The sequence below is a fragment of the Pseudomonas sp. GT1P32 genome, from assembly GCF_054897805.1.
The window spans coordinates 305,927-325,825 of sequence record NZ_CM142704.1 but is presented as its reverse complement, the minus strand read 5'-3'; the positions used below and the strand labels follow the sequence as shown (position 1 = coordinate 325,825).

Annotated in this window: 15 protein-coding genes and 4 pseudogenes; 4 read left to right on the top strand and 15 right to left on the bottom strand. The window is 55.3% G+C overall.

Annotation, left to right across the window (positions count from 1 at the left end):
• Positions 1–256 precede the first annotated feature (256 nt).
• From ACYZUC_RS01545 to ACYZUC_RS01535, 3 genes are read left to right on the top strand one after another with little or no spacing between them, the layout of a single operon-like run.
• Entirely contained in the window at positions 257–2,227 is a 1,971-nt protein-coding gene (locus ACYZUC_RS01545; RefSeq protein ID WP_461992979.1) for a caspase family protein, read from the top strand.
• Complete coding sequence (locus tag ACYZUC_RS01540; protein ID WP_461992978.1) at positions 2,224–3,672, top strand: hypothetical protein; 1,449 nt, start codon at positions 2,224–2,226, stop codon at positions 3,670–3,672. The genes ACYZUC_RS01545 and ACYZUC_RS01540 overlap by 4 nt, the downstream gene beginning before the upstream one ends.
• Positions 3,662–4,495, top strand: coding sequence for a hypothetical protein (locus ACYZUC_RS01535; protein ID WP_461992976.1), 834 nt, complete (start codon positions 3,662–3,664; stop codon positions 4,493–4,495). Before ACYZUC_RS01540 ends, ACYZUC_RS01535 begins: the two co-directional genes overlap by 11 nt.
• Positions 4,496–4,532: 37 nt before the next feature.
• Here ACYZUC_RS01535 and ACYZUC_RS01530 read toward each other — a convergent pair.
• A pseudogene (locus tag ACYZUC_RS01530) lies at positions 4,533–4,613 on the bottom strand (MarR family transcriptional regulator); the annotation flags it as partial.
• A gap of 73 nt (positions 4,614–4,686) precedes the next feature.
• Here ACYZUC_RS01530 and ACYZUC_RS01525 point away from each other — a divergent pair.
• Positions 4,687–5,019 (top strand): hypothetical protein, encoded by a 333-nt coding sequence (locus ACYZUC_RS01525; protein WP_461992974.1) that lies wholly within the window; start codon positions 4,687–4,689, stop codon positions 5,017–5,019.
• 233 nt (positions 5,020–5,252) lie between these two features.
• Here the strand turns inward: ACYZUC_RS01525 and ACYZUC_RS01520 are convergent, their stop codons facing one another.
• The 14 genes and pseudogenes from ACYZUC_RS01520 to ACYZUC_RS01455 form a co-directional block, all read right to left on the bottom strand.
• Positions 5,253–5,543: a hypothetical protein gene (locus tag ACYZUC_RS01520; RefSeq protein WP_461992972.1), complete on the bottom strand. Its 291-nt coding sequence runs from the start codon at positions 5,541–5,543 to the stop codon at positions 5,253–5,255.
• 395 nt (positions 5,544–5,938) lie between these two features.
• The gene (locus tag ACYZUC_RS01515; protein WP_461992970.1) at positions 5,939–6,190 is read right to left on the bottom strand and encodes a hypothetical protein; all 252 of its coding nucleotides are present in this window, start codon (positions 6,188–6,190) and stop codon (positions 5,939–5,941) included.
• 458 nt (positions 6,191–6,648) lie between these two features.
• Positions 6,649–7,398: a hypothetical protein gene (locus tag ACYZUC_RS01510; RefSeq protein WP_461996797.1), complete on the bottom strand. Its 750-nt coding sequence runs from the start codon at positions 7,396–7,398 to the stop codon at positions 6,649–6,651.
• Positions 7,399–7,483: 85 nt separating this feature from the next.
• Positions 7,484–9,097, bottom strand: coding sequence for a DUF5666 domain-containing protein (locus ACYZUC_RS01505; RefSeq protein WP_461992968.1), 1,614 nt, complete (start codon positions 9,095–9,097; stop codon positions 7,484–7,486).
• The gene (locus ACYZUC_RS01500; RefSeq protein ID WP_461992966.1) at positions 9,094–9,939 is read right to left on the bottom strand and encodes a DUF6502 family protein; all 846 of its coding nucleotides are present in this window, start codon (positions 9,937–9,939) and stop codon (positions 9,094–9,096) included. The genes ACYZUC_RS01505 and ACYZUC_RS01500 overlap by 4 nt, the downstream gene beginning before the upstream one ends.
• Positions 9,940–10,139: 200 nt before the next feature.
• Positions 10,140–10,760, bottom strand: coding sequence for a hypothetical protein (locus tag ACYZUC_RS01495; RefSeq protein ID WP_461992965.1), 621 nt, complete (start codon positions 10,758–10,760; stop codon positions 10,140–10,142).
• A 227-nt stretch (positions 10,761–10,987) separates the two neighbouring features.
• A pseudogene (locus ACYZUC_RS01490) lies at positions 10,988–11,506 on the bottom strand (lysis protein).
• Positions 11,506–11,685 (bottom strand): annotated as a pseudogene (locus ACYZUC_RS01485) (cell wall hydrolase); the annotation flags it as partial. The pseudogenes ACYZUC_RS01490 and ACYZUC_RS01485, both read right to left, overlap by 1 nt.
• Positions 11,684–11,926 (bottom strand): annotated as a pseudogene (locus ACYZUC_RS01480) (phage tail tube protein); the annotation flags it as partial. The pseudogenes ACYZUC_RS01485 and ACYZUC_RS01480, both read right to left, overlap by 2 nt.
• A 163-nt stretch (positions 11,927–12,089) precedes the next feature.
• Positions 12,090–12,734 carry a hypothetical protein gene (locus tag ACYZUC_RS01475; RefSeq protein ID WP_461992964.1) on the bottom strand — a complete coding sequence of 215 codons (645 nt, stop codon included), beginning with the start codon at positions 12,732–12,734 and terminating at the stop codon, positions 12,090–12,092.
• A 139-nt stretch (positions 12,735–12,873) separates the two neighbouring features.
• Positions 12,874–13,110: a hypothetical protein gene (locus ACYZUC_RS01470; protein WP_461992962.1), complete on the bottom strand. Its 237-nt coding sequence runs from the start codon at positions 13,108–13,110 to the stop codon at positions 12,874–12,876.
• A 942-nt stretch (positions 13,111–14,052) separates the two neighbouring features.
• Positions 14,053–15,078: a fimbrial protein gene (locus tag ACYZUC_RS01465; protein ID WP_461992960.1), complete on the bottom strand. Its 1,026-nt coding sequence runs from the start codon at positions 15,076–15,078 to the stop codon at positions 14,053–14,055.
• 81 nt (positions 15,079–15,159) lie between these two features.
• Positions 15,160–16,374, bottom strand: coding sequence for an EAL domain-containing response regulator (locus tag ACYZUC_RS01460; RefSeq protein ID WP_461992958.1), 1,215 nt, complete (start codon positions 16,372–16,374; stop codon positions 15,160–15,162).
• 149 nt (positions 16,375–16,523) lie between these two features.
• On the bottom strand, positions 16,524–19,736 hold the full coding sequence (locus ACYZUC_RS01455; RefSeq protein WP_461992956.1) for a hybrid sensor histidine kinase/response regulator: 3,213 nt from the start codon (positions 19,734–19,736) through the stop codon (positions 16,524–16,526).
• Positions 19,737–19,899: the final 163 nt, after the last annotated feature.

Here is a 19,899-nt window from a genome sequence, read left to right as displayed (position 1 = left end):
CCGGGTGGAGAAGCGGCATCCAAAAAACGTCGACCCTACGCCTTCAAAACGACCGACCTGGCGAACTGTCCTATCGGGTAGAGCTCGACTACGCTTCGACAGCAACACACCGCAATCACGATGAATACCTTCATCGCTGGGAGGTGCATTGATGTGCTTGCCCTGGTTCGTTATACCCTTGTACTTCATGAGGTACGGGGCAATGTGTCTACTGCTGATATGCGGTGCCGTCAGTCATGCTCAGGATAGACTCGCATTGGTCATCGGCAACGGCACTTACAGTGAATCATCCCTGGCCTTTGCAACTGCCGACGCGCAAGCGATGGCGCAAGCGCTACAGAGTGCAGGGTTCGCCGTCACACTCGCGAAGGACTTGAATACAGTCGACATGCGCATGGCCCTGGATGAGTTCGTGGCACATGCATCAAATGCCGACGCAGTGCTTTTTTACTTCGCAGGTCATGGCGTCCAGGTCCAGAACAATACGGAATACCGCAACTACCTGCTGCCGACAGACATCAGCCCGAGTGCGCCCGGAAACATCATCCAGAACGGCATCGACGTCGAATCCGATGTACTCAAACGGTTGGCCAGCAATCTCCATTCACACACAACGATAGTCATTCTCGATGCCTGTCGACTGCGGGCGCTTAGCAGCTCACAGTCGGTAGGCATTACCTTGTCGGCGAAAGGTAGCAGCGGACTTGCGCGCATGTCCGTGCCCAGTGGCACCTTCGTGGCCTATGCCACAGCGCCAGGGCAGCGGGCACTCGAAGACACGGCCGCATTGCCCAAACACGGCACGTACACCGGAGCACTGCTCGAGCACATCACGACGCCGGGCATCATGATCGAACAGGTTTTCAAACGAACCCGATCGGATGTCGAGCTTGCAACCCATGGCGCACAGAGCCCGCGCGAGGAGAGCTCCTTGCGTGGGGACCAGGATTTTTTCTTCTTGGACACGTCCGTCAATCGCACTCAATCCCCTATCACCGTTCGGTCGGGTTCGACGGCAAGCTCACCGAGCAACACAGAGGCGGGTTCGGCGATCGAACTGATGATCTCAAGCATTCGCCAGGCACCTCGTGAGCAACGCATGCGCACACTGGCCAGGCTGCTTGAAAATCGCTCATTCACCTTACAACCCGCGGATATTCGGGAGCTGCTCCGGTCGTTCTGGATCGCCGCACGCCCCAAGGTACTGCAACTGCTCGACCCGGCACTGCCAAGAACGATAGAACCCTCACAACTGCTCGAATACAGCTACCTCATCGACCGGCGGGACCTTGTCGAGCTGCTGCGTGACTATGATGAAAAGCGGCGCATCTCGGCACCCTCCTCGCCAACGCTCGATATTCTGGAAGAAAGTATGTCCCGAGCCCGCTCGCAGGGCGCATGCGCTGTCGCTGAAGCGCAGAGCGTGAACAGACCGGCGACAGCCCCAACCGCGCTCAACGCGCAGCGGCTGCTGGGGGAACTCGGTAATGATCCGCAAACCATGCGCCTCGCACTGCACGAACTGCTTCAACAAAATGAGGTGGCGCTGAGTTACGAAGAGGCGATGAGCGTTTTGAAAGCATTCCCGGATTCGGCGCGAGGGCCGGCTTTCGACGAACTTCTGCAGCTGTTTCCGGACCGGATGTCTCCGCAAGAACTGGTGGGTGTTTCTGCCGCGCTTGGCGCTCATGCACCTGATCCGCAAAATTTCTTCTCGATAACCTGGCGGGTCGACGGCAAACCGACCGCCGAGCAGCGACAGCAAATCACGCAACCCATAATGAAATCGGCCGGATCAGGTGATGTCTTCGCCCCCATACTCGATAAGTACTGTCCCGAGCAACAGACGCCCTTGCAATACCTAGTGGGCATGCAAATGAACTCGATGGAGTACCAATATCAATTGGGTTCGGACGGCAAATACTGGGAATTGCTCGACATCCAGGACCGTCTGGAGTTCGTCCGCAGTCGTCCGCCGAAGGAGAGAGGCATGGCACTGATGTACGCAGGCTTTGCAAAACCTACGTTGCATTTCAACGTGAGTGATTTGGAGCCGATTCACGATGGCTCGGTAACTGACAAGGAACTTCAAGACGCCATCAGCATGTACCAACGTCATGGAAACCTGTTGCTACCGCTTTCAGCCATCGAAGTTGCGATGATCCGTAGCTGGTTCTCCGAGGCAGATGCCCGCAATCTGTTGAAAGATTTGGAGGCCCGCAATTGAGCCCCGCCGCAGCGCGACGTCGCCATGGATGCATCCACCATGTATGGCATCACCTGGTCATCGCGACGCTGATCACCTGTTTTGTCTACTGGGCCAGCACGTTCGGGCTTACCGGTGCGCTTGACAGCGCGACCTTACATGCGACCCAACGCCTGATTTCGCAGCAAAAACCTGGCGCTACCACGGCTCCTCAAAAGACAGATGATGTTCCGCCGCCAGTAATATTCGAAGTCACTCGCCAGAACTATGAGACCACTTATCACAACACTTCGCCGCTGGGGCGCGAGGCACTCAAGCGTGAATTGAGTCCGGTCCTCGGGGACAAATCCACCGCGAAACTGGTGGTCATCGATCTCGACATCTCCCCCGCCACGCCAGAACAGGACACTCGTGACCTCGATGCCCTGCTCGACTCCCCGGCCGGTCCGCCCGTGGTTCTCGTCGTTCCTGCGTTCCTGGGCACCCCCGCCCTCACGCAACGTCAATCCGAGTGGATGAAGGAGCGATGTATGGCGGACCGGCGTGGCCGGCCACTGTACTTCGGGTTTCCTTACCTGAGTGGCGAAGGGGGCGTCATCCTCAGGTACTCGAAACACTACCCCTCAATCGGCAACGTTGCCCTCTGGGCCGCTACTCGTGAATACCCCCAAGGCACGTCCCTCCTGCCGACCTCGTGCGAAGCCCCCATGCATCCCGATGCCATTTGCGAGTTTCACAAGGGCGGTCAGGATCTGGATTTGCTTCGCGAACACTTCAAAGACATACGCGAGCATTGCGCCACGAGCCCGATCGATTTCGAAAGAGTCGCTCCGAACCGCCTTGTCCACAGACCGCTGGAGACCGTGACTGTGGACCTGGCCAAGGAACTGACAAAAAACGTCGTGTTCATTGGCGGTACCTATGACAGTCGCGATGTCCACCTCACCGGCGCCGGACCGATGGATGGCATTTACGTGCATGCCGCTATCTATTCTTCGAAGGTCACTGCGCTGTCCCATCTCTATGTGTTTCTGATCGAGATTACACTCGGCGTCGCGCTCGGCTTCGGATTCAGCTGGTTATTCTCGCGCGCCGCCCATGCTGATCACAGCTACCGGGATCGCCTCCACCACCGGGCAGTGGGTGCAGCGCTGGTGGCCTGGGGACGTTGGCTCTTCTACGTCGGGGTGATCTTCCTGTTGATGATCGGGGCCGCCGTCGTCCTGATTTATGCGTCATCCAGTGTCCTTTGGCGCGGGTCGTGGCTTAACCCGGTGCCTTTGGTCATCGGTATGCTGATTGACGGGCTCGTTGCATCACGGACCGTCAGCGCGGTTCATTACCACAGCACTGCGCGTTTTCCAGACAAGGTCTGGTGGGTAAAAAACGCAGGATCACTGGTGTCTGCGCTGTTGATCACGATAACTCTCGCCTACATTTCCTTCGGTGCACTTCATGGACACTAGCTTCTTTCGTCGAGGGCTGATTGGCCTCAGTGTGTTGATGATCTGCATACCGTCATCTGCGGCAGCGATGTCGTGTGTGCTCCAACAGGACGGCGACGCGCGCGTTTTGACTTCAGACGGGAAAGAGGTGGTCATTCCCGAAGGGCCGTTCGGTGTGCCGTTCGCTAATTGCCTGGAACTGAAAGTTGCGGAAGGAGAAGTGACATTGATAACGATGACAGCTGAGCACACGCGCAGCTCGAACCGTTATAAGGCAGGACAAACCGTGACGCTCGAGTCGTTAACGGCCCAAGGCGGTGAATCATCGTTCTGGGGCCTCGGAATACTGGCCGAAATTCTTTCTGGCACGGCAACTGAATCCCAAGGAGTGAGTCGGGGAGCCAAAGCGACCGCTGTCGCATTTCAGCAGTATCTCAGTGGAAAAATCCTCAAGCGCAGCTCGATGGCTCAATATGACCTTCGTCCACTCGGGGGCTCGACGGTGTCTGACTTGAGTTTTGTGACGAAGAATGCACAACGCCTTGCCGCTCATGGGGCGACGTTACAGCAAGGGATTCTCACGGTTGCGCCCAATGCATTCGAGTCCGGAAGGACTTACCTGTGGAAAGCAAAAATTGAAGGTGTCGAAGTATCGGGAGAAATTCAGGTGGCCAATGAAGACACAGCGCCCGGCCTGCGCGAAGAGGTCGAGAAGGCCTTGAGCGCCCCTCGTCCACCCAACGAATTGCTTGCTCTTGCCACTAGGCTTTGGGAGAAGCGCTTTGCCCTGGATTCACTGGCGGTTGCTCAGCGCTGGCTTGCGCCATCGGGTGATAGTTATTGAGGTGAGCGTTTTTACTCAATACCAGAATCATTAACGCTTACTCCCGGTCTTTCGTCGTACGGATGAGATTGTTCCGCAATTTCACAATGGCCTTCTGCATTTGCACGAAGTCATCGGGACGCTTTACAACAGAGTCTGGCCATCCTGATAGAATCGATCAGGCTATAGATAACACCCTTCTGAGAAATGGTATGAATACAGAATTGATGGAAGATGAGATGCGCCGGGCGCTATTCGGCGATCCTGATTCCTCTGCGCCGGCAATTCACTCAGAAGTGCAGGACACAGTCCCGGATGTTGTGATCGTGCAACCGGAGAAGGCAGCGAAGAAAAAAACAGTCTCAAAAGGCTTCACACCTAGGTTGAGAGTCACGCTCCGTGTGGGAAATGAATTTGAAGGCGAGATGCACGAGATGGTACATGAGGCCGATACGCTGAGCTCCCTAGTTGCAGAACAAGAAGCTACTAAGACGGCCAGAAAAAAATTCAGGTATGTGGAAGTGGTATCGGTCAAGTCGATGTAAGTGGGTACTTCCACTTGGCTCACCCGCCTGGGCATTAAACCGCATTCGGTTGCCGCGGATCAGCCAACAGGTTCGTGTCGATTGAAGCCTCAAACATTAGGGGGAGGTAGTCGTATCCCGGACTGGATTTAACATCACACTCCATACCGCTCTCAATGTTAATTGGTCGCCAGCCCAAGCCGCATAACTGAGGGTAGCGACAGACAGAAATCAGCCAAAAGCAGTCATCCAGGCTAAGCATTATCTCGAATGACTTGGGTTTCGATATCAAATCTGCTCAACAACGCGGCGCCATCCGTAATACCTAGAATCTGATCGATCGCGGCGATTTTCTGGGTTGCGTGATCGAGCTGAAAGTCAGCGTTGGTGTACACAGCCTCCGCCTCATTATGAAGTGCATAGGTAATATGCGCCGCGACACGGACGCTCGTTGGGGCATCTACAACGCTACCCAGATAATCAGCAAGTAACATCCTGATCTCTAGCAATGCGAGGGCGAGTAGCCTGTTCTGGTCGGTCTGCATATTGGGATCCTGGATATTGCAACGAGGTGTACGAAACGAATTTCGCGAGGTTATATAAAACCCCGGATAGGCAAAAGCAAAAGCCCGCTTCGGGTCGGTAGCTGCCCTTTGCCACAGACGGCAATCGGCCAAGAAACGGTCATTCGCGAAAAGGCGAGAAGCAGTTATTGAGCGGCTAAAAGCTTAAGGGACATTCATCGCGTGCCTCGACAGGGCCTCAACTTGAATGCTGAAGTCGTCCAGTTGACTATCCATCCTAGGAATTTTCCCACCCATGCCGAAAGACGATCCCGACATTCAAATAAACCAGCAATTCAATACGAACAACCTGACCGAATTCGAAGCAGCGCGTCGGGTCGCGTTCGCATTGAGCAAGGAGGTCGGAACAACCCAACCTATTCGCCGCGATGGCTTTCCATGTCGGCAATGACCTGTGCAGATACGTCGAACACGAGGTGGTGGTTGTCGAACAGATCGTCCTGATCCGATACGAGGTCGACGGCGATATGCCCGCAGTTGAACATCAGCAATAGTTGACCGCCGTCCGGCAGCGGGACGATACGAATAGCTTCGGCTTCACCTGTGGTAGAGATGATGGCTTTGGCGATAAGCAGACGGGTGTGTGAATCAATCGTAAGAGTAGGCATGGTAGCTACTCCGCTTTAGCGAGAATTTCTCAAGCGCCCCCGCAAGTAGGATTAAATCGGCGCACCTTTGAGTGTAGCCCATGCGCACAGACTGCCTAGAGGGATCAAGGTCGGCGACCGGCAGAGAACGACCCATAGCGGTCATCGGGATCGGCAGAAAACGGCGAAAAGCGACCGTTCGCAAGTGACTGGTTTCCGCCCATCTGTTGCGAAGCGGGTGCGCCCCGGCCCTCGAAAAATTGAAAGCGGAGCGGTATCTTCATACGACCTCTATAGTTGCTTAAGCATCCCGAGCAACCCGACAGAGCCTTTTCACCTTGGATAAAGCGCTTCATAGGCGATCCCTGCGATGAAATCCTCAGAAATCATAGCAAGGGTTCGCGAAAGCGTTTTTACACACTCTGGGCCAGAAGCGGTCAGTCTGATGCGTTTGGTAAGTCAGGGGCAACGCATCGCCATTAGAACATGTGATAAAGCACCAGCCCGCCCTCTGCATCCGGGCTAGCGTCAGAAAAGCCTTTGACCGCGTACAGTTGAATCTTCCACTCGTGGCTGAGCTTATGTGTGACGAACAGGGTGAATTCCTGAATTTGCGAACCGGTGGAGACGACTTTCTGCCTCCAGTCGTAGGAGGCACCCGCCGTAGTGCGCGCAGCCACGGGGATGGCGAAGCCGAGGCTGGCAAATACCGGATCGTCGAAATCGCTGTCGGGTGGGTCGCCGAACTTTTTCCAGCCCAGGGTCGCGAAACCGGTCACCGGGCCGAAGGCCTTGGCGATGTCGATTTGAGCGGTATAGTCGGTTTCGCCGGTGCCCAGGCACTGATCTTCATCTGCCGTGGGGAACTTAACCTTGCCGATCAGATCCAGCAACACGCCCCCCTCACTGCCATCGAGCAAGGCATAACCTGCGCTGGCGACAGTATCGCCCAGGCCACTTTCCACGTCCCTGCAACCACCGGGCAACGGGTCGCCTTCCGGGCCGACTTCGGGGTTAGTGATGCGCAACCAGGGCACGGTCACCTTGTAGGTCATAGGGCCCGTTTCATACTTTCCCACAACGGGGACATACCAGATTTCCGAAGTGGTGCCGGTGCCATAGTCACCGCTTGAATAGTCCATGCCGATGGCGGTGCTGAAGGTATCGGTCGAGGCCTGCACGGTAAAGCTTGCCAGCAGGCTGGCAAAAAGAGGCAGCATGGGTCTCATCGTCACCTCAAAGTCTCGTTGAGAAGTGTGATCGAACTTACCCAGCCTAGTTGCTTATTCACCGCTTGTAGAATTGCCGCAGCGCTTATGCCGAACGGCCAGATCGATCCACTTTCTCTACTTTTTCGACCTTTTCAGGTAGTTCGACTTTTTCTACCTTTTCTGGCCGCTCCACTTTCTCAACTTTTTCTACCTTTTCGGGGCGCCCTACCTTCTCGACTTTTTCGACTTTTTCGACTTTTTCGACTTTTTCAACCTTCTCGACCTTCTCTACCTTTTCGGGCCGTCCGCTGTTGTCCTCCTTCTCGGGTTGTTCCACTTTCTCGACATGCTCTGATTTTCCAGACTTGTCCACGGTCTCGGATTTGCCGCTGTTGTCGACCGCGTGGCTCCCACCGCTACGGTCGTTACTGTCATCACTGCGCGGACTTACATCGCGCCCACCGTGACCGCTGCTGTTGTTGGAGTTGCCTGAGCCATCCGCACTCTGTTCCGTGTCGGCGCCCGTTCGGTTGTCACGTCCCCCATGGCCCCTGCCCGAGGTATCGGCGCGTTCGCTATGGAACTCGACACGGGTTGCCCGTACTTCACGTTTACCAATAAACACCCCGCTCACCCGAACGCGTTGATCCACTGCCAATGTGGCGGGCTGCTCGCCGACAAACACTGTGTCGTGCCCCAGTGTCACATTGAAGCCTGCGACCACCAGATGTTGGTCCTGTCGGCTCTGCACCAGGCCTTCGATCACTGCCTCATGCACACGGCCGGCAAAAGGCAGGCTCGGGTCAGGACGGCTTTGAGCGACCTCCAACTGGCGACCGGACCACTGGCCACGCACCAGCACTTCCTGCGCCGGAGCCACGCGACTCCCCAGTTTCAGCCCCTGGAGGCTGCCGGTACGATCTATCGAGCCGATGGCACTGGATTCTCTGAGGCCCGGCGCCCGTTCGATGCGACTAGCCACTACTTCACCACTAGCGTCGCGTAGACCGCTGACTCTGACCGGTTCGCCCGGGCGTAGCCCTTCAGCGACCCGTGCCCCCACGGCAAGGCGCACGGGTTGCCCCATGACCCGCAGTGGCGCCGAAGCATTTGGTAGTGCCGTCAGCGGCCCTTCATAGACGTTCAGGATCGAGATGCGCCCGGCTTGCAGGCCTCGCTTGGTGGCGAATGCTTCCACCGCGACAACCTGTCCAATCGCCAGGTGAGCGCTGCTGGCGGCGACGCCGTTTTCGCTCACTGGTACGTCTTTGCCGAAGTGCACTTCCATACCATTGACGCAGATCGAAGCGAACCCGGTGATGGTGCCGACGATACCAGTGCCGCCAGTACCTCCCGGACGCAGGATCGGTGCGCCCGTGCCACCCACCCCACCGTTGTCACGATCAATGATGGTGCCATCCACACCGGCAGCCACCGCGCCCGTACCGCCTGTGCCGCCGGGACGTTGTTGGAGCGGCGCGCCGGTGCCACCAACACCACCGCTTTCACTGTGGACGCCTGTACCGCCCACACCGCCTGTCTTTGCCCCGGTATCACCAATGCCGCCCGGAAACTGCAAGCTCGATGCGCCCGACATGCCCACTTCATCGCGGCTGACACAGGCCGGTGCTGCGTCTACCCATGTGGTAGTCACCAGGTTCAGCCCAAAACCCAGGACAAGAGTGACGACACTGAAGCAGCGCTTGAGGGAAATCATGGGGCAGACGTCATCGGAGAATCGGGATCGGTGGGCTCAGTGTAGAAATAAAGTCCGATAGTGATGCGCTGGCGTTGCTCGATACTAGGCAAATCAACGTTTTCGAGGTCTGCGGCAAGCCGGCTGAAACTGAGCAGAGTTTGCATCCCGTCCCTGGCCACGGCCTCGCGCAAAGTGTTGACGCTGACCGAGGCCAGGGCATCGTAGTGCACGCTGCGTTCGAAGAAAGGCTGGCCTTCCCCGCTCAAGTTATGCACCGCTGCACTGGCATGATCGTGCAGGTTGTGGCCGAGGTACGCGGCTTTTTCGTCGAAGCCTTTCTGCGGCACGAACGCCTGGGCTTCAAGGTGTACACAATCCTGTTCATCGAGCCGAACGACGCCTAAGCGCAACCATTCATCGAGCACCACCCGCGCGCGGATGTCCGTGCTGACCTTCGCCACCAGGGCGTCAAAGGAGCAGTCACCGCCAACACTGGCCAGTCGCGGCAGAGGTAACGCCTGGCCGACACCCGTGGAGAAAGGCTGACTGTTGGTCCAGGCGTTGACCAGCTGCGCTCCTAAAGTAATGTTTTCTGGCAGCGCCGCGATCGACGTCTCGCTCTCGTTTCGCAGCCGCCGAACATCCTTGCGATGAACCCCCGTGAGCAGGCTGATGCGGCTGTCGCTCGGAACTTTGTCGTCCAGGCGAAACTCACGATCAGCCACATCAACGAACACCTCTTTGAGCAAATCGGAGAACACCGTATAGGTGACCCCTTTGCGAAGCATCAGGCGCACCAAAGGACGCATGACCCGCCGCAGGGCTCTTAACAGAGAAGGAGGTAAGGTGGGCGATTGCATTCAGCGCATTCCTTGACAGATAAACCCAGTATAACGACGTGGAAAAAAATCCCATACGAGCTGGCACCCACTTTTTGCCAGGGATATGGGATAGCTGTAAGCGCTCTCTGCATATGCGTTGGTTGGGGCTGTAATGAGCTAGACCAAGCCTCATACAAAACCCGCCCCGAAGGTTTTGTATGAGACCCCATCAGAGTGAGTCAGCTCCTGCTGTTGTCATCCCCTGCTTCGCCGCCGACGTGAACGCCGCGGTTATCACCCGGTTCGCCACCCACATGGTTGCCACGATTATCACCAGGCTCACCACCAACGTGATTGCCACGGTCGTCTCCAGGCTCGCCGCCAACATGATTGCCATGATCGTCCCCGGGCTCACCGCCAACATGATTGCCATGATTATCACCAGGCTCACCACCAACGTGATTGCCATGATCATCGCCGGCTTCAGCATGGTTGTTGCCGCGCCCTGAATTCGAATTCCCGGCGTGGTCGTGGCCTGTATCGCCATGGCTGCTACCACTGTTACCACCGCCGTTGCCAGCATGACCACCGCTACCGCCGCCGCTTCCACCATGGCCGCCTCCACCTCCGCTTCCGCTTCCACCGCCGTTTCCGCCGCTGCCGCTGCCGCCTCCTCCGTTTCCGCCGCCACTACCTCCATTTCCGCCGTGGCCACCGCCTCCACCGCCGCCGCCACCGTCTTTGGCGTAAGCACTGGAACTATGAGAAATCGAATCCGGAACCAAAACGATGGACGCCGACAGCACGCCACCAATGGCCATCGCCAATAGAGCCCTCTTGAACAGCCTATGAATTTGCATTTTTCGTCTCCTGGTCATTACCGCGAGAAACGCCAAATCAAGTCAGGAATCGGTATAAATTTTTTGGCATTTATTGTGTGGGATTTTTTCCCACGCCTAATAATTAGACCTCTTTGCACAGAGGTTCAAGCGGCGCACAGAAAAGTCGACCGATGGTTGGCCGCAAAGAAGTTGCCAATCTGTTGCATCGACCGGTTGAATCCACAGTCGATAGCGGCCCTTCAGTCTCAACGAGACACTTCACGCACATAGGCTTGGCACGCCGCCAAAGCGATCAGTCCCTGGTCGCCGGCATCGGTGATTCCGATAATTCGTTGAGCATGCGCTGGGTCAAGTCGGGCGCGCGCTCCTCCATGAATCACGCCGCCGGCTTCGGCACCGGTTGACACTGAACAGCCACTGGCTGAATCCGTGGTGTCGAGAAGGACTGACAGCCGCAGATCAGAAGTGGCAAGACGATCACGTCGGCGGCCTTGATCACGCAGGGCATCGCTCAGCTCCTTGTAGTGGGATTGTTCGCTGGCCGACAGCCACTGCTCGAGCGCAAGCCGCTTATCCTGATCGGCCCGTACCTGGTCTGCGGCTGCATTGCTGATGGCGGTCAGGTCATCCTTGTGCAACCCGGCCTACTCGGCTAGCTGCTTTCCATAGCGCCAGTCCTACACCTTCCATGTGCCCGCAGCGCTGCCACCCATCAACATCGCGATCAGCACCAGCAGAGCTATCAGCTTCTGCGCCGGCGTCATCACGGCACATCCCTGAAGAAGACATGGCCACCAATCGTCACCGTCTGTTTGGCCCCCTTCGTCCAGGTCGGCGCCTTCATCATCGCGGCGGCGTAGTAGTGCGTGGCACCGCCGGTAGGGTCTGGCACCTTTCCGTCAATCACCAGGTCAGCGGCGATACGTGCCTGCGCAAGCTCCAGGTAGTTGGCGGCCTTGCTGGTCTTCAAGGAAGACGATGTCAGCGTAGTTCTGCTCGCCGCCGGAGAAGGCCACATCTGTAATCTGCGGGATTTGCGCCCAGGTCAGTACCTTCGTCAACGTGCCCGCGCCAGAGCCAGCCGGGAAGATCTGGGTGCTGGTGGTGTCGATTGCTTCCAAGGTAATCGCGGTCGCTGTCGCGGTCTTAACGCGCACCACTTTGCCATTGAGTGGCGTCCAGCCATAGCGATAGGTGTGATGGAGCCGAAATGATTGGACTTGATACGTCCGGGAAAACATCCACTGGGTAGCGGCTTTCCTCGGAGGTACAAAAAAGCCCCGATCAATGTCGGGGCTTTCTCGTTTCTGCTATACGCAAAACCCGCTCGATGTCGGGCTGTGCTTGTTAGTTTTTGCAGGCCATCTGCGGAGGCGCAGAAGGTGTCAGCTTTTGGGGAATTACGAATGAAGTTCCAGCTAAGGGCATAAGTTCGATAACTCCGAGCATGCAAGTAAGCGCTTGCCCGCCATCGCTGCTTGGTCTGCTAAATACCCCTACCAAAACTTCGTAGTCTTTCCCAGACTCCAGCTTGTAAACGAGCGCTTGGCCACCGCAGGACGAGTATGTGCTGCCATAGCCACCAATGGTCGCGCCAAGAGTTGCAATTTGGAACGGCAGATCAGTCCTGACGCGATACTCGGTTACGACCTCTTTATATACGCCTTCACCCATCCGAATTGCTGGGACGTATTCAGTAAGAGTGGGCGCAAATCTTTTCGGCATGCCAACGCTCGCCGACTTCAGGGGGTACTGCGGATAGTTGATGTTCGCCGTCCCGTCCCCTCCGAAACGTCCGGCATCAGCCATCTTATGACGGGTAGCAGGGGCACAACTGCCAGTGATGCTATCTCCATACACACTGGAGTTAGTGATCACACGAAGACGCGCCACCCCCTCTGATTGAGCAGGCTCTTCATATGGAACTGAAGGGATTCCAGAGCAACCGGCAAGTGCTACAGCAAAAAAAGTTACGAAAGTGACAACCCGCATGACCATGTCCTTATGTACTCGAAAACTCAAAAAAAACCCGACACTATGGCCGGGCTTTTTTTGCCACTCCTACACACGTAGAAACGACAGGATGGCGCTATTTACTCTCACTTTCTCACTTCAATGCAAAGGCTTTTTGCTATGCCACGCAACTTTCGATGAGCCCCTCTATATCGAGCCGTTCCTGGGCGGCGGTGAGCGCTTCGTTCACCTGGTCATCCAGTGCCTTGCGGATGCTCGAGCGCCACCGGTAACGGGTTGATTCCGGCTTGCCGTCGTCGTCCCAATTGGTGATGTCGTACCATGCCGCTGGCAGCACCGCCGCAGAACGCTTGCCCTCGGCACCCGCCACTTGCGAAATTGCCCAGGTCAACACGGCGCACTCCCGGAAGCGTTTCGGCGCCGGAGTTTTAACCGAAATGAGCAGTTCTAGGATCGCACCGTGTTTGCGCTCTTCATGCAGCGAACGCTGCGATAGCCGTTGCAACCGCAGAGATGATTGCGAACAAATCTACAATCTTGAAACCATCGGAAGAGCCACCAGCGAAAGCATAAGCGAACAGGCTGCCAGTCAAAAAAAGACCGACGCAGCCGCCCCAGATAACCCTGTCCTTAATCAATATCTTATCTCCCGAGTTGAGTCTCGATTACGCCGAACCCTTCAAGCTATCGGGAAATATCCATCCATTCACCCATCCTCCACCGCCCGAGCATGACCCGGCATAGGACGCCCCATGCCCACGCAGCGGCGGATCGATGTAAAAAGTCAATCTATTCCGAAGCGATCGATGTCCTGGAACGACTCGCCGAGCTGCCAGATCGCTCTTTAGTGGCGCGGTGCAATAAGGAAACGTTGTAATCGTAGGTCGATATCAACGGCACTGGCCCCTCGTTCCGAGCCATCCCAAGCCATTGCCTTGTTCGTTCAACGTCAAAGAATTCGTTCTTGAACTTCATCTTCGCAACAAGGTTTGCTGAGACCCTGAAGTGTCCACATCCGGCCGAGCATTTGACCTCGGACCAGCATCCTGTCGTGTGAACAATTTTAGAAGCAGCTTGGCAAATTAAGCATTGCATGTCCGATCTCCATTTCGATGACCAACTCACTGTAGTCGAACACCAGCCAAGGCTCCTCCATGCCCACAGAAAACAAACCGGTCGAGCCTGGCTTTGACCAGAACACGCCAGATGGCGGACGCGGTTACATAGCCCACCTGTTCAAGACCGTGCTCAGGCATTCAAGCCTTGCCTGTGTCTAGCTGTACGCCAACCTCACTGCCACCACAACGGGCCGGTCGTGAAATCGGGGACCGAGCGTTTATTGATAAGACATTGTGATGGTCATTCCCGCGTTTACTTTGCCTGCGACAACGGGGACGGTAGTTCTGAGATAGCGAACGGTAAATGATTTTCCTAGATGACCGCCGGCACTTGTGAGCTTGCCAAAGTCTCGTTGATTAGTAGTGCCTATCGCTGATGAATCAGGACCGAAACTTACGGGTAAACCGTTTTCCAGAACTTGAAGGGCAAAACCCGACGCGGAGTCCGGTACGTTCGCCAATCCAAGCGTCGATGAGGTATTCGTGGGGGATGAGATATCGGAGAGTGTATATTTCACGTTTACGTTTGATGCGCCTGCCCCGCAATCCAAATCGATAGAAAAGGGGGTTTCTCCAGCCGTCGTTTGTGCACCTCCCAAAGATCCGATATCGACTGTCGGCAGTTTTATTACCCCTGGCACGCTGAGCTTACAGACAGGGTATTTCACATTAAGAGTCGTTCCCTGAGTCGTTACAAACCCAAAACCATAATATTCATCATCCACTTTCATATATATGCCGTGCCGCATAACTCTGATTGATGGAATGTTTATTGTTCCCGGCTGCAGGAGCTCTGTGGCAACAAAGCGAACTCGATATTTACTTAACGCAGAAGCAGCAACGACCCCAGTACTAGAAGCCCACATTCTAATTTCAGCTGATAGTAAGAAAGGCTCATAAGGTCTATTCCCATCGGCAGCGGCCATAATTATTCCAACACCCTTGACACCTGAGCTGTGAATTGTATATGAGACTCCTTCAAAGACTAACGTTTGTGCCGTCCTACTAACAACATTATTTGCGTACGAGAAAAAATCGGATGTTGATGGAACGTTTTTACATGACCCTAAGCCTCCTCCAACCTCATGCCAAGAGTTTGAAATTACTGTCGGCAAAGTGGCGTCCCTAGCCGCCAGCGTAAGAGCAGGTGTAGGAATTGTGACGTCGTTGAATGTACAAGTTGTTGTTGTTGCAGCAAGTAAATTACCGCTAAAAAATGCAGATACTAAAAGCAATGTTCTCATAAGGCTCAAATACCGATACTGCCCATTGACCAGGCGATGCCAACCGCATGCCTTGCTTGATTTGCTCCGACCTCCATAAACCTACTTCATTTCGGCTTTCTTTCCAGACCCTGCGCGCGCCGACAACCAGCGCAACAGATCCTCACCGCTCATCGGTCGGGCGTAGAAATAGCCTTGCCCAGAAGTGCAACCCAACTCCAGTAACAGGTCATGTTCTTCTTTATTCTCAATGCCCTCGATCACCACCGACATTCCCAGGCTTTTACCTAGCGCCAAAGTACTGGAGATGGCTGCCCGGCAGCGTGGCTCATGTTTGAGAGTGCGGATAAATTCGCCATCGAGTTTGATCTCGTTGAACGGCAACTGACATAACCGCTGCAACGACGAGAATCCCGCCCCAAAGTCATCGATCGACAACTGGCAGCCCATCATTCGTAATCGCACCAGGGTTTCCAGACTAGTGACAGGACTTTCCAGCAACCCGCTTTCCGTGAGTTCAAAAGTCAGGCTGGAACCCGCCGCATTGTGAAACTGCAGAATGCGTTTGACGATCGATGTGAGGTCGCTATTGGTCAGTTGCGTTACGTGCAGGTTGAACGCCAGGTTTAATACAAAACCATCGCTGCGCGCTTGTTGTTGCAGGCGCAGCGAAGTATCCATTTGTGCGAATAACAACTCATCAAGTAATCCGCAACGCTCCAGCACTGGCATGAACACCGCCGGGGACAGAATGCCTGAAGCCGGATGCTGCCATCGCGTCAGCACTTCCACGCCTCTCACCTCCCCGGTACTCAGATTCACCTTGGGCTGATACCAGGCCTTCAACTGTTGCTCGCGTAGCGCTCGAAGAACCTCATCTTCACTGGCCAATTCAACAGGCGCGCGAACTGGCGGCACAACATCCGAACCACGCAGGTGCTTTTTCAGCAAGACGTCCAGAGCAGGCGCCTGCAGCGGCTTACCGACATCACCGAGCATTTCCAGCCCCAACAACGATACGATCTGCTGCACCGCCCGACGCAGGTCGGCGGACAGCGAGCTGCTGATGATCACAGAGCCTACGAGCCCCGAGCGTCCGACTCGCTGAAGAAACTCCAGCCCATCCATGCCGTCCATACACAAGTCACAGAGGGCAATGTCTACCTTGCCCACTTTGTGTAAAACATCGAGTGCCTGGACGCCGTCTACAGCCTCGAAAACTTCCTGACAGCCAAGCTGGCGCAGCATGCTGACCGCGACTGAACGCTGAAAATCATGATCTTCAAGCACCAGTACACGTAGAGGAAGACGCTTCATGGAGATCAGCTCGGTGATGGAGGGCGAACCATCCTGCCTAAAGCTGAAACAAATCTAATTAGGAAATATCTGACATTCGCGCGGATTAATCTTACGTCGATGAATTTCTCTGGCGGGGCCCCAATGCAATATGGGCCGTTGAGCATGTCTCAGTTCGCGCGGATAGCTTGTTCTACGCGCCGAACAAACTGATCGACTTCGACTGCACAGTCGTGGCCAGAGCTCTCGACCAATCTCTCCACTTCTCGACAAAGAACAATGAGGCTTTTGGCTTTGCCTACCGCAAGAGCGCCACGAATCCGGTGCAACAATCTAACGGTTTTTGCAGCGTCGGCTTCCTTCATCGCGGATTTCAATCCACTCGAATCTTCACGAATAGTGAGCATGAAGAGCACAACCATGCGCTCTGGAATCTGAATCCGGTCTTGAGGGCCCGTAGCCTCGATCACCTCTATGTGGTCGAGCACTGGTTGGTTCATCGTACTTTTCAGGCTCAAGTAAAGGCCCTGAATGTCGATGGGTTTGGTCAACCAATTGTTCATGCCGGCATGTATGCAGCGCTCGCCTTCCTCCCGCAACGCATTGGCAGTAACGCCGATTATGGGTATCTCCAGATCCCGCTGTCTGACGGACTCTGTGAAGTCATAACCGTCCATGACGGGCATGTTGACGTCGGTGAGGATCAGGTCATAGCGTCCGTGTTCAAGAGCTTTCAGCGCTTGAATACCATTCGATGCCACCTCGACCGTACAACCGATGGCTTGCAGTTGCTCTTTCATCAACCGCTGATTGACCGGGCTGTCTTCAGCCAGTAGCACGCTCAGGCCCAAATGACGTTTATCGGGGGCGATTGCATTGGCAATGGGCTCGGGCATGGCACCGGTGACGGCCATGGTAAGGGCCTGACGCATGCCCGAGAGGCTGTGCTGACTGACCAGAATATCTTTGCCAATGACTTGCGGCACTTCACTGAAGTCATGCTGGGCAAAGACTTTGACGCCAGCCCAATCAAGCACTGGCAATTGTTCAGGCATGACTTCCAATAGCGCATCGTGGAATGCCTGGACTTGGGTCGAAACAATCACGCCAAGACGCTCCAGCCATGCAGCCAGACTCTGCGTCAATGCCGGGTACGGCGTGCGCACCAATACGTTCTTACCGGATAACAGTTGATCGGACACAGGGATCATCGCCGGTTTCAGGACATCCACCGTTAACGCGAAAGTGAACTCGCTGCCCTCTCCCGTTTGACTGCTGACCCTGAGCGTGCCGCCCATCATCTGGCTGAGCATGGAACATATGGGAAGGCCCAACCCTGTGCCCTTGACCGTGTGTTGCTTGCTGTTGGCCTGGAAAAAACGCTCGAACAAGCGCTCCTGGTGAGCCGGCGAAATACCCGGCCCGGAATCGACGACTCGCCACTCCAATCCGACTTGACCATTAGGGTTGTGGGTCACAGCCACAAAAACCGCTACCTGCCCACTGTCGGTGAACTTGATTGCATTGCTCAGCAGATTACTGATGATTTGCCGAATACGAAGACTGTCCCCTGATACCTCTTGAGGCAGCGCCGGATCGATGCAACAAAAAAGCGATAAGCCCTTACTCGCAGCGGTACCTGCGAAGAGGCGAATGATGTCTTCAATAAGATCCAGCGGATTGAATTTGATCGGCTCAAGAACCAGTTGTCCTGCTTCGATTTTCGACAGATCCAGGACATCGCTGATCAAATGCAGCAGAACGTCGGAGGAACTGTTTATCGTCGCGAGGTAGGCTCGTTGTCGCTCTTCCAGTTCTGTCATGCCCAGTAATTCGAGCGTTCCAAGCACACCGTAAAGCGGCGTGCGAATTTCGTGGCTGATCGTTGCCACGAAGTTGCTTTTTGCTTCGTTGGCCGCATCCGCGGCCTTGCGCGCAAACACCAGAGTTGCCGCCGCCTCGCGATGGGAAGTGATGTCCGTGAAGGTGCACAGCAAAACCCGCTCGCCCTGATAATCTGTCGGGGCAAAACGAACATGCAGCGATCGTTCAGCCGTCATCAGGCAACCTTCACCCGAGAGCGCCTGATCCTGGTCGAACATAGGCCAGTCGCGCATCAAGTCGTGAAGATCTCCGGCATCACCGAGCCACTCGGTAAACAGTTCGTTTTGGGTGACCTGCTCCAAACCCTCCGCTCTTATAACGCACAACGCCAGCGGCACCGTTTGCAGCAGTGAATGATTAAAGTCGTGATTAACCAACAACTCCCGATAGTCCGTACTTGCAGGTACCAGGACACGACGCCGATACCAGTTAATCAGCCACCAGCCACCGGACACACACACCATCAACAAGCCCGTCAGCCCCAGTAGCGGCCATCTCGCGTCGTGAATAAGTCGCTCATAACTGATGTAATACAGCGCCTGCCAGGTTCCAATAGTGCCGGCACTACGCTTGATCAGCAGACCGGAGGTGGTCAGGTGCAGGCCGTTTTCGTATTCACGAATATCAGTGTTCTGTGACCCGACCAGCACGCTACCGTCAGGTGCTATCAAATCAATCGATTCAAACGCAGGCAGATTGTAAAACTGCTTGTCGATACTGATGCCGAAGGCATTGAACTCATTGAGCTCCAGCAGGGTCGCCACAATCATTTCCGGGGGGTTGTGGCCATCTGCACTGTATTCATGGGATTGGTCGGAGATATAGGCCAGCAGTTCCCGTCGGCCATCCGCCAGAAAGCGTCTACCCGGTGTCCAGTGCACAATCAAATCGCTTTTTTTGGGCGGATTCCTGGCAATAGTTGCCTTGACCTTTTCGATGACCGGCAGCAAAGCGCGCTGTGAATCCGCAGGCTCCGCGTCAATCGAGGGCACCGCTACATCAAAACCATCTTCCAGATCGAACAAAAACATCTGAGGCGCGGTAAACGATGATCCACCCCAGAAATCGCTGTAGACATTGGCCATGCCACGAGCTTGATCCAGCTCCCGAGCAACCGCGCCACTGACCAGCAAGTCGAGGCGATCAGGCCCGAGAACCGATACTGTGGTCGAAAACTGTGAGGCCCTGCCCTCGTAGAGGCGCAAGTCGCCCATTGGACGTTCATCAAAGACATAGCCGACGCTTTTCTCCGGTTTGTAATCAACCGAACCACTGGCTTTTATTGCTCGCAACAAAAACGTTTCGTGATCGTTGGCGCGCGCTACCAGTCTCAAAAAGTGATAGTTGACTTTGACAAGTTCGCCCCTGACTACTTTGTAAGTTGCCCAATAGCCGACAACTACAAAAAACAGCAGCAACAAAAAAGAAACGATCAAACCAAAACCCAGACGCAGGGAGATTTTTTCCAGCCGCCCTACTCTTGATTGCCTATAACGCATAAAAATTCAAATCAGACGGCATCAAGCCACGTCCGTAAACCATCAAAAAATCCCCCGCCACAGAAGCGTTTTCGCTCCCTTTGCGTGCTGACAAGCCATGAAAGCAGAGTCATTGAAGCCTGTAAGATTAATCCTACAAGCGCTGTAGAAACCGCCGACCGAC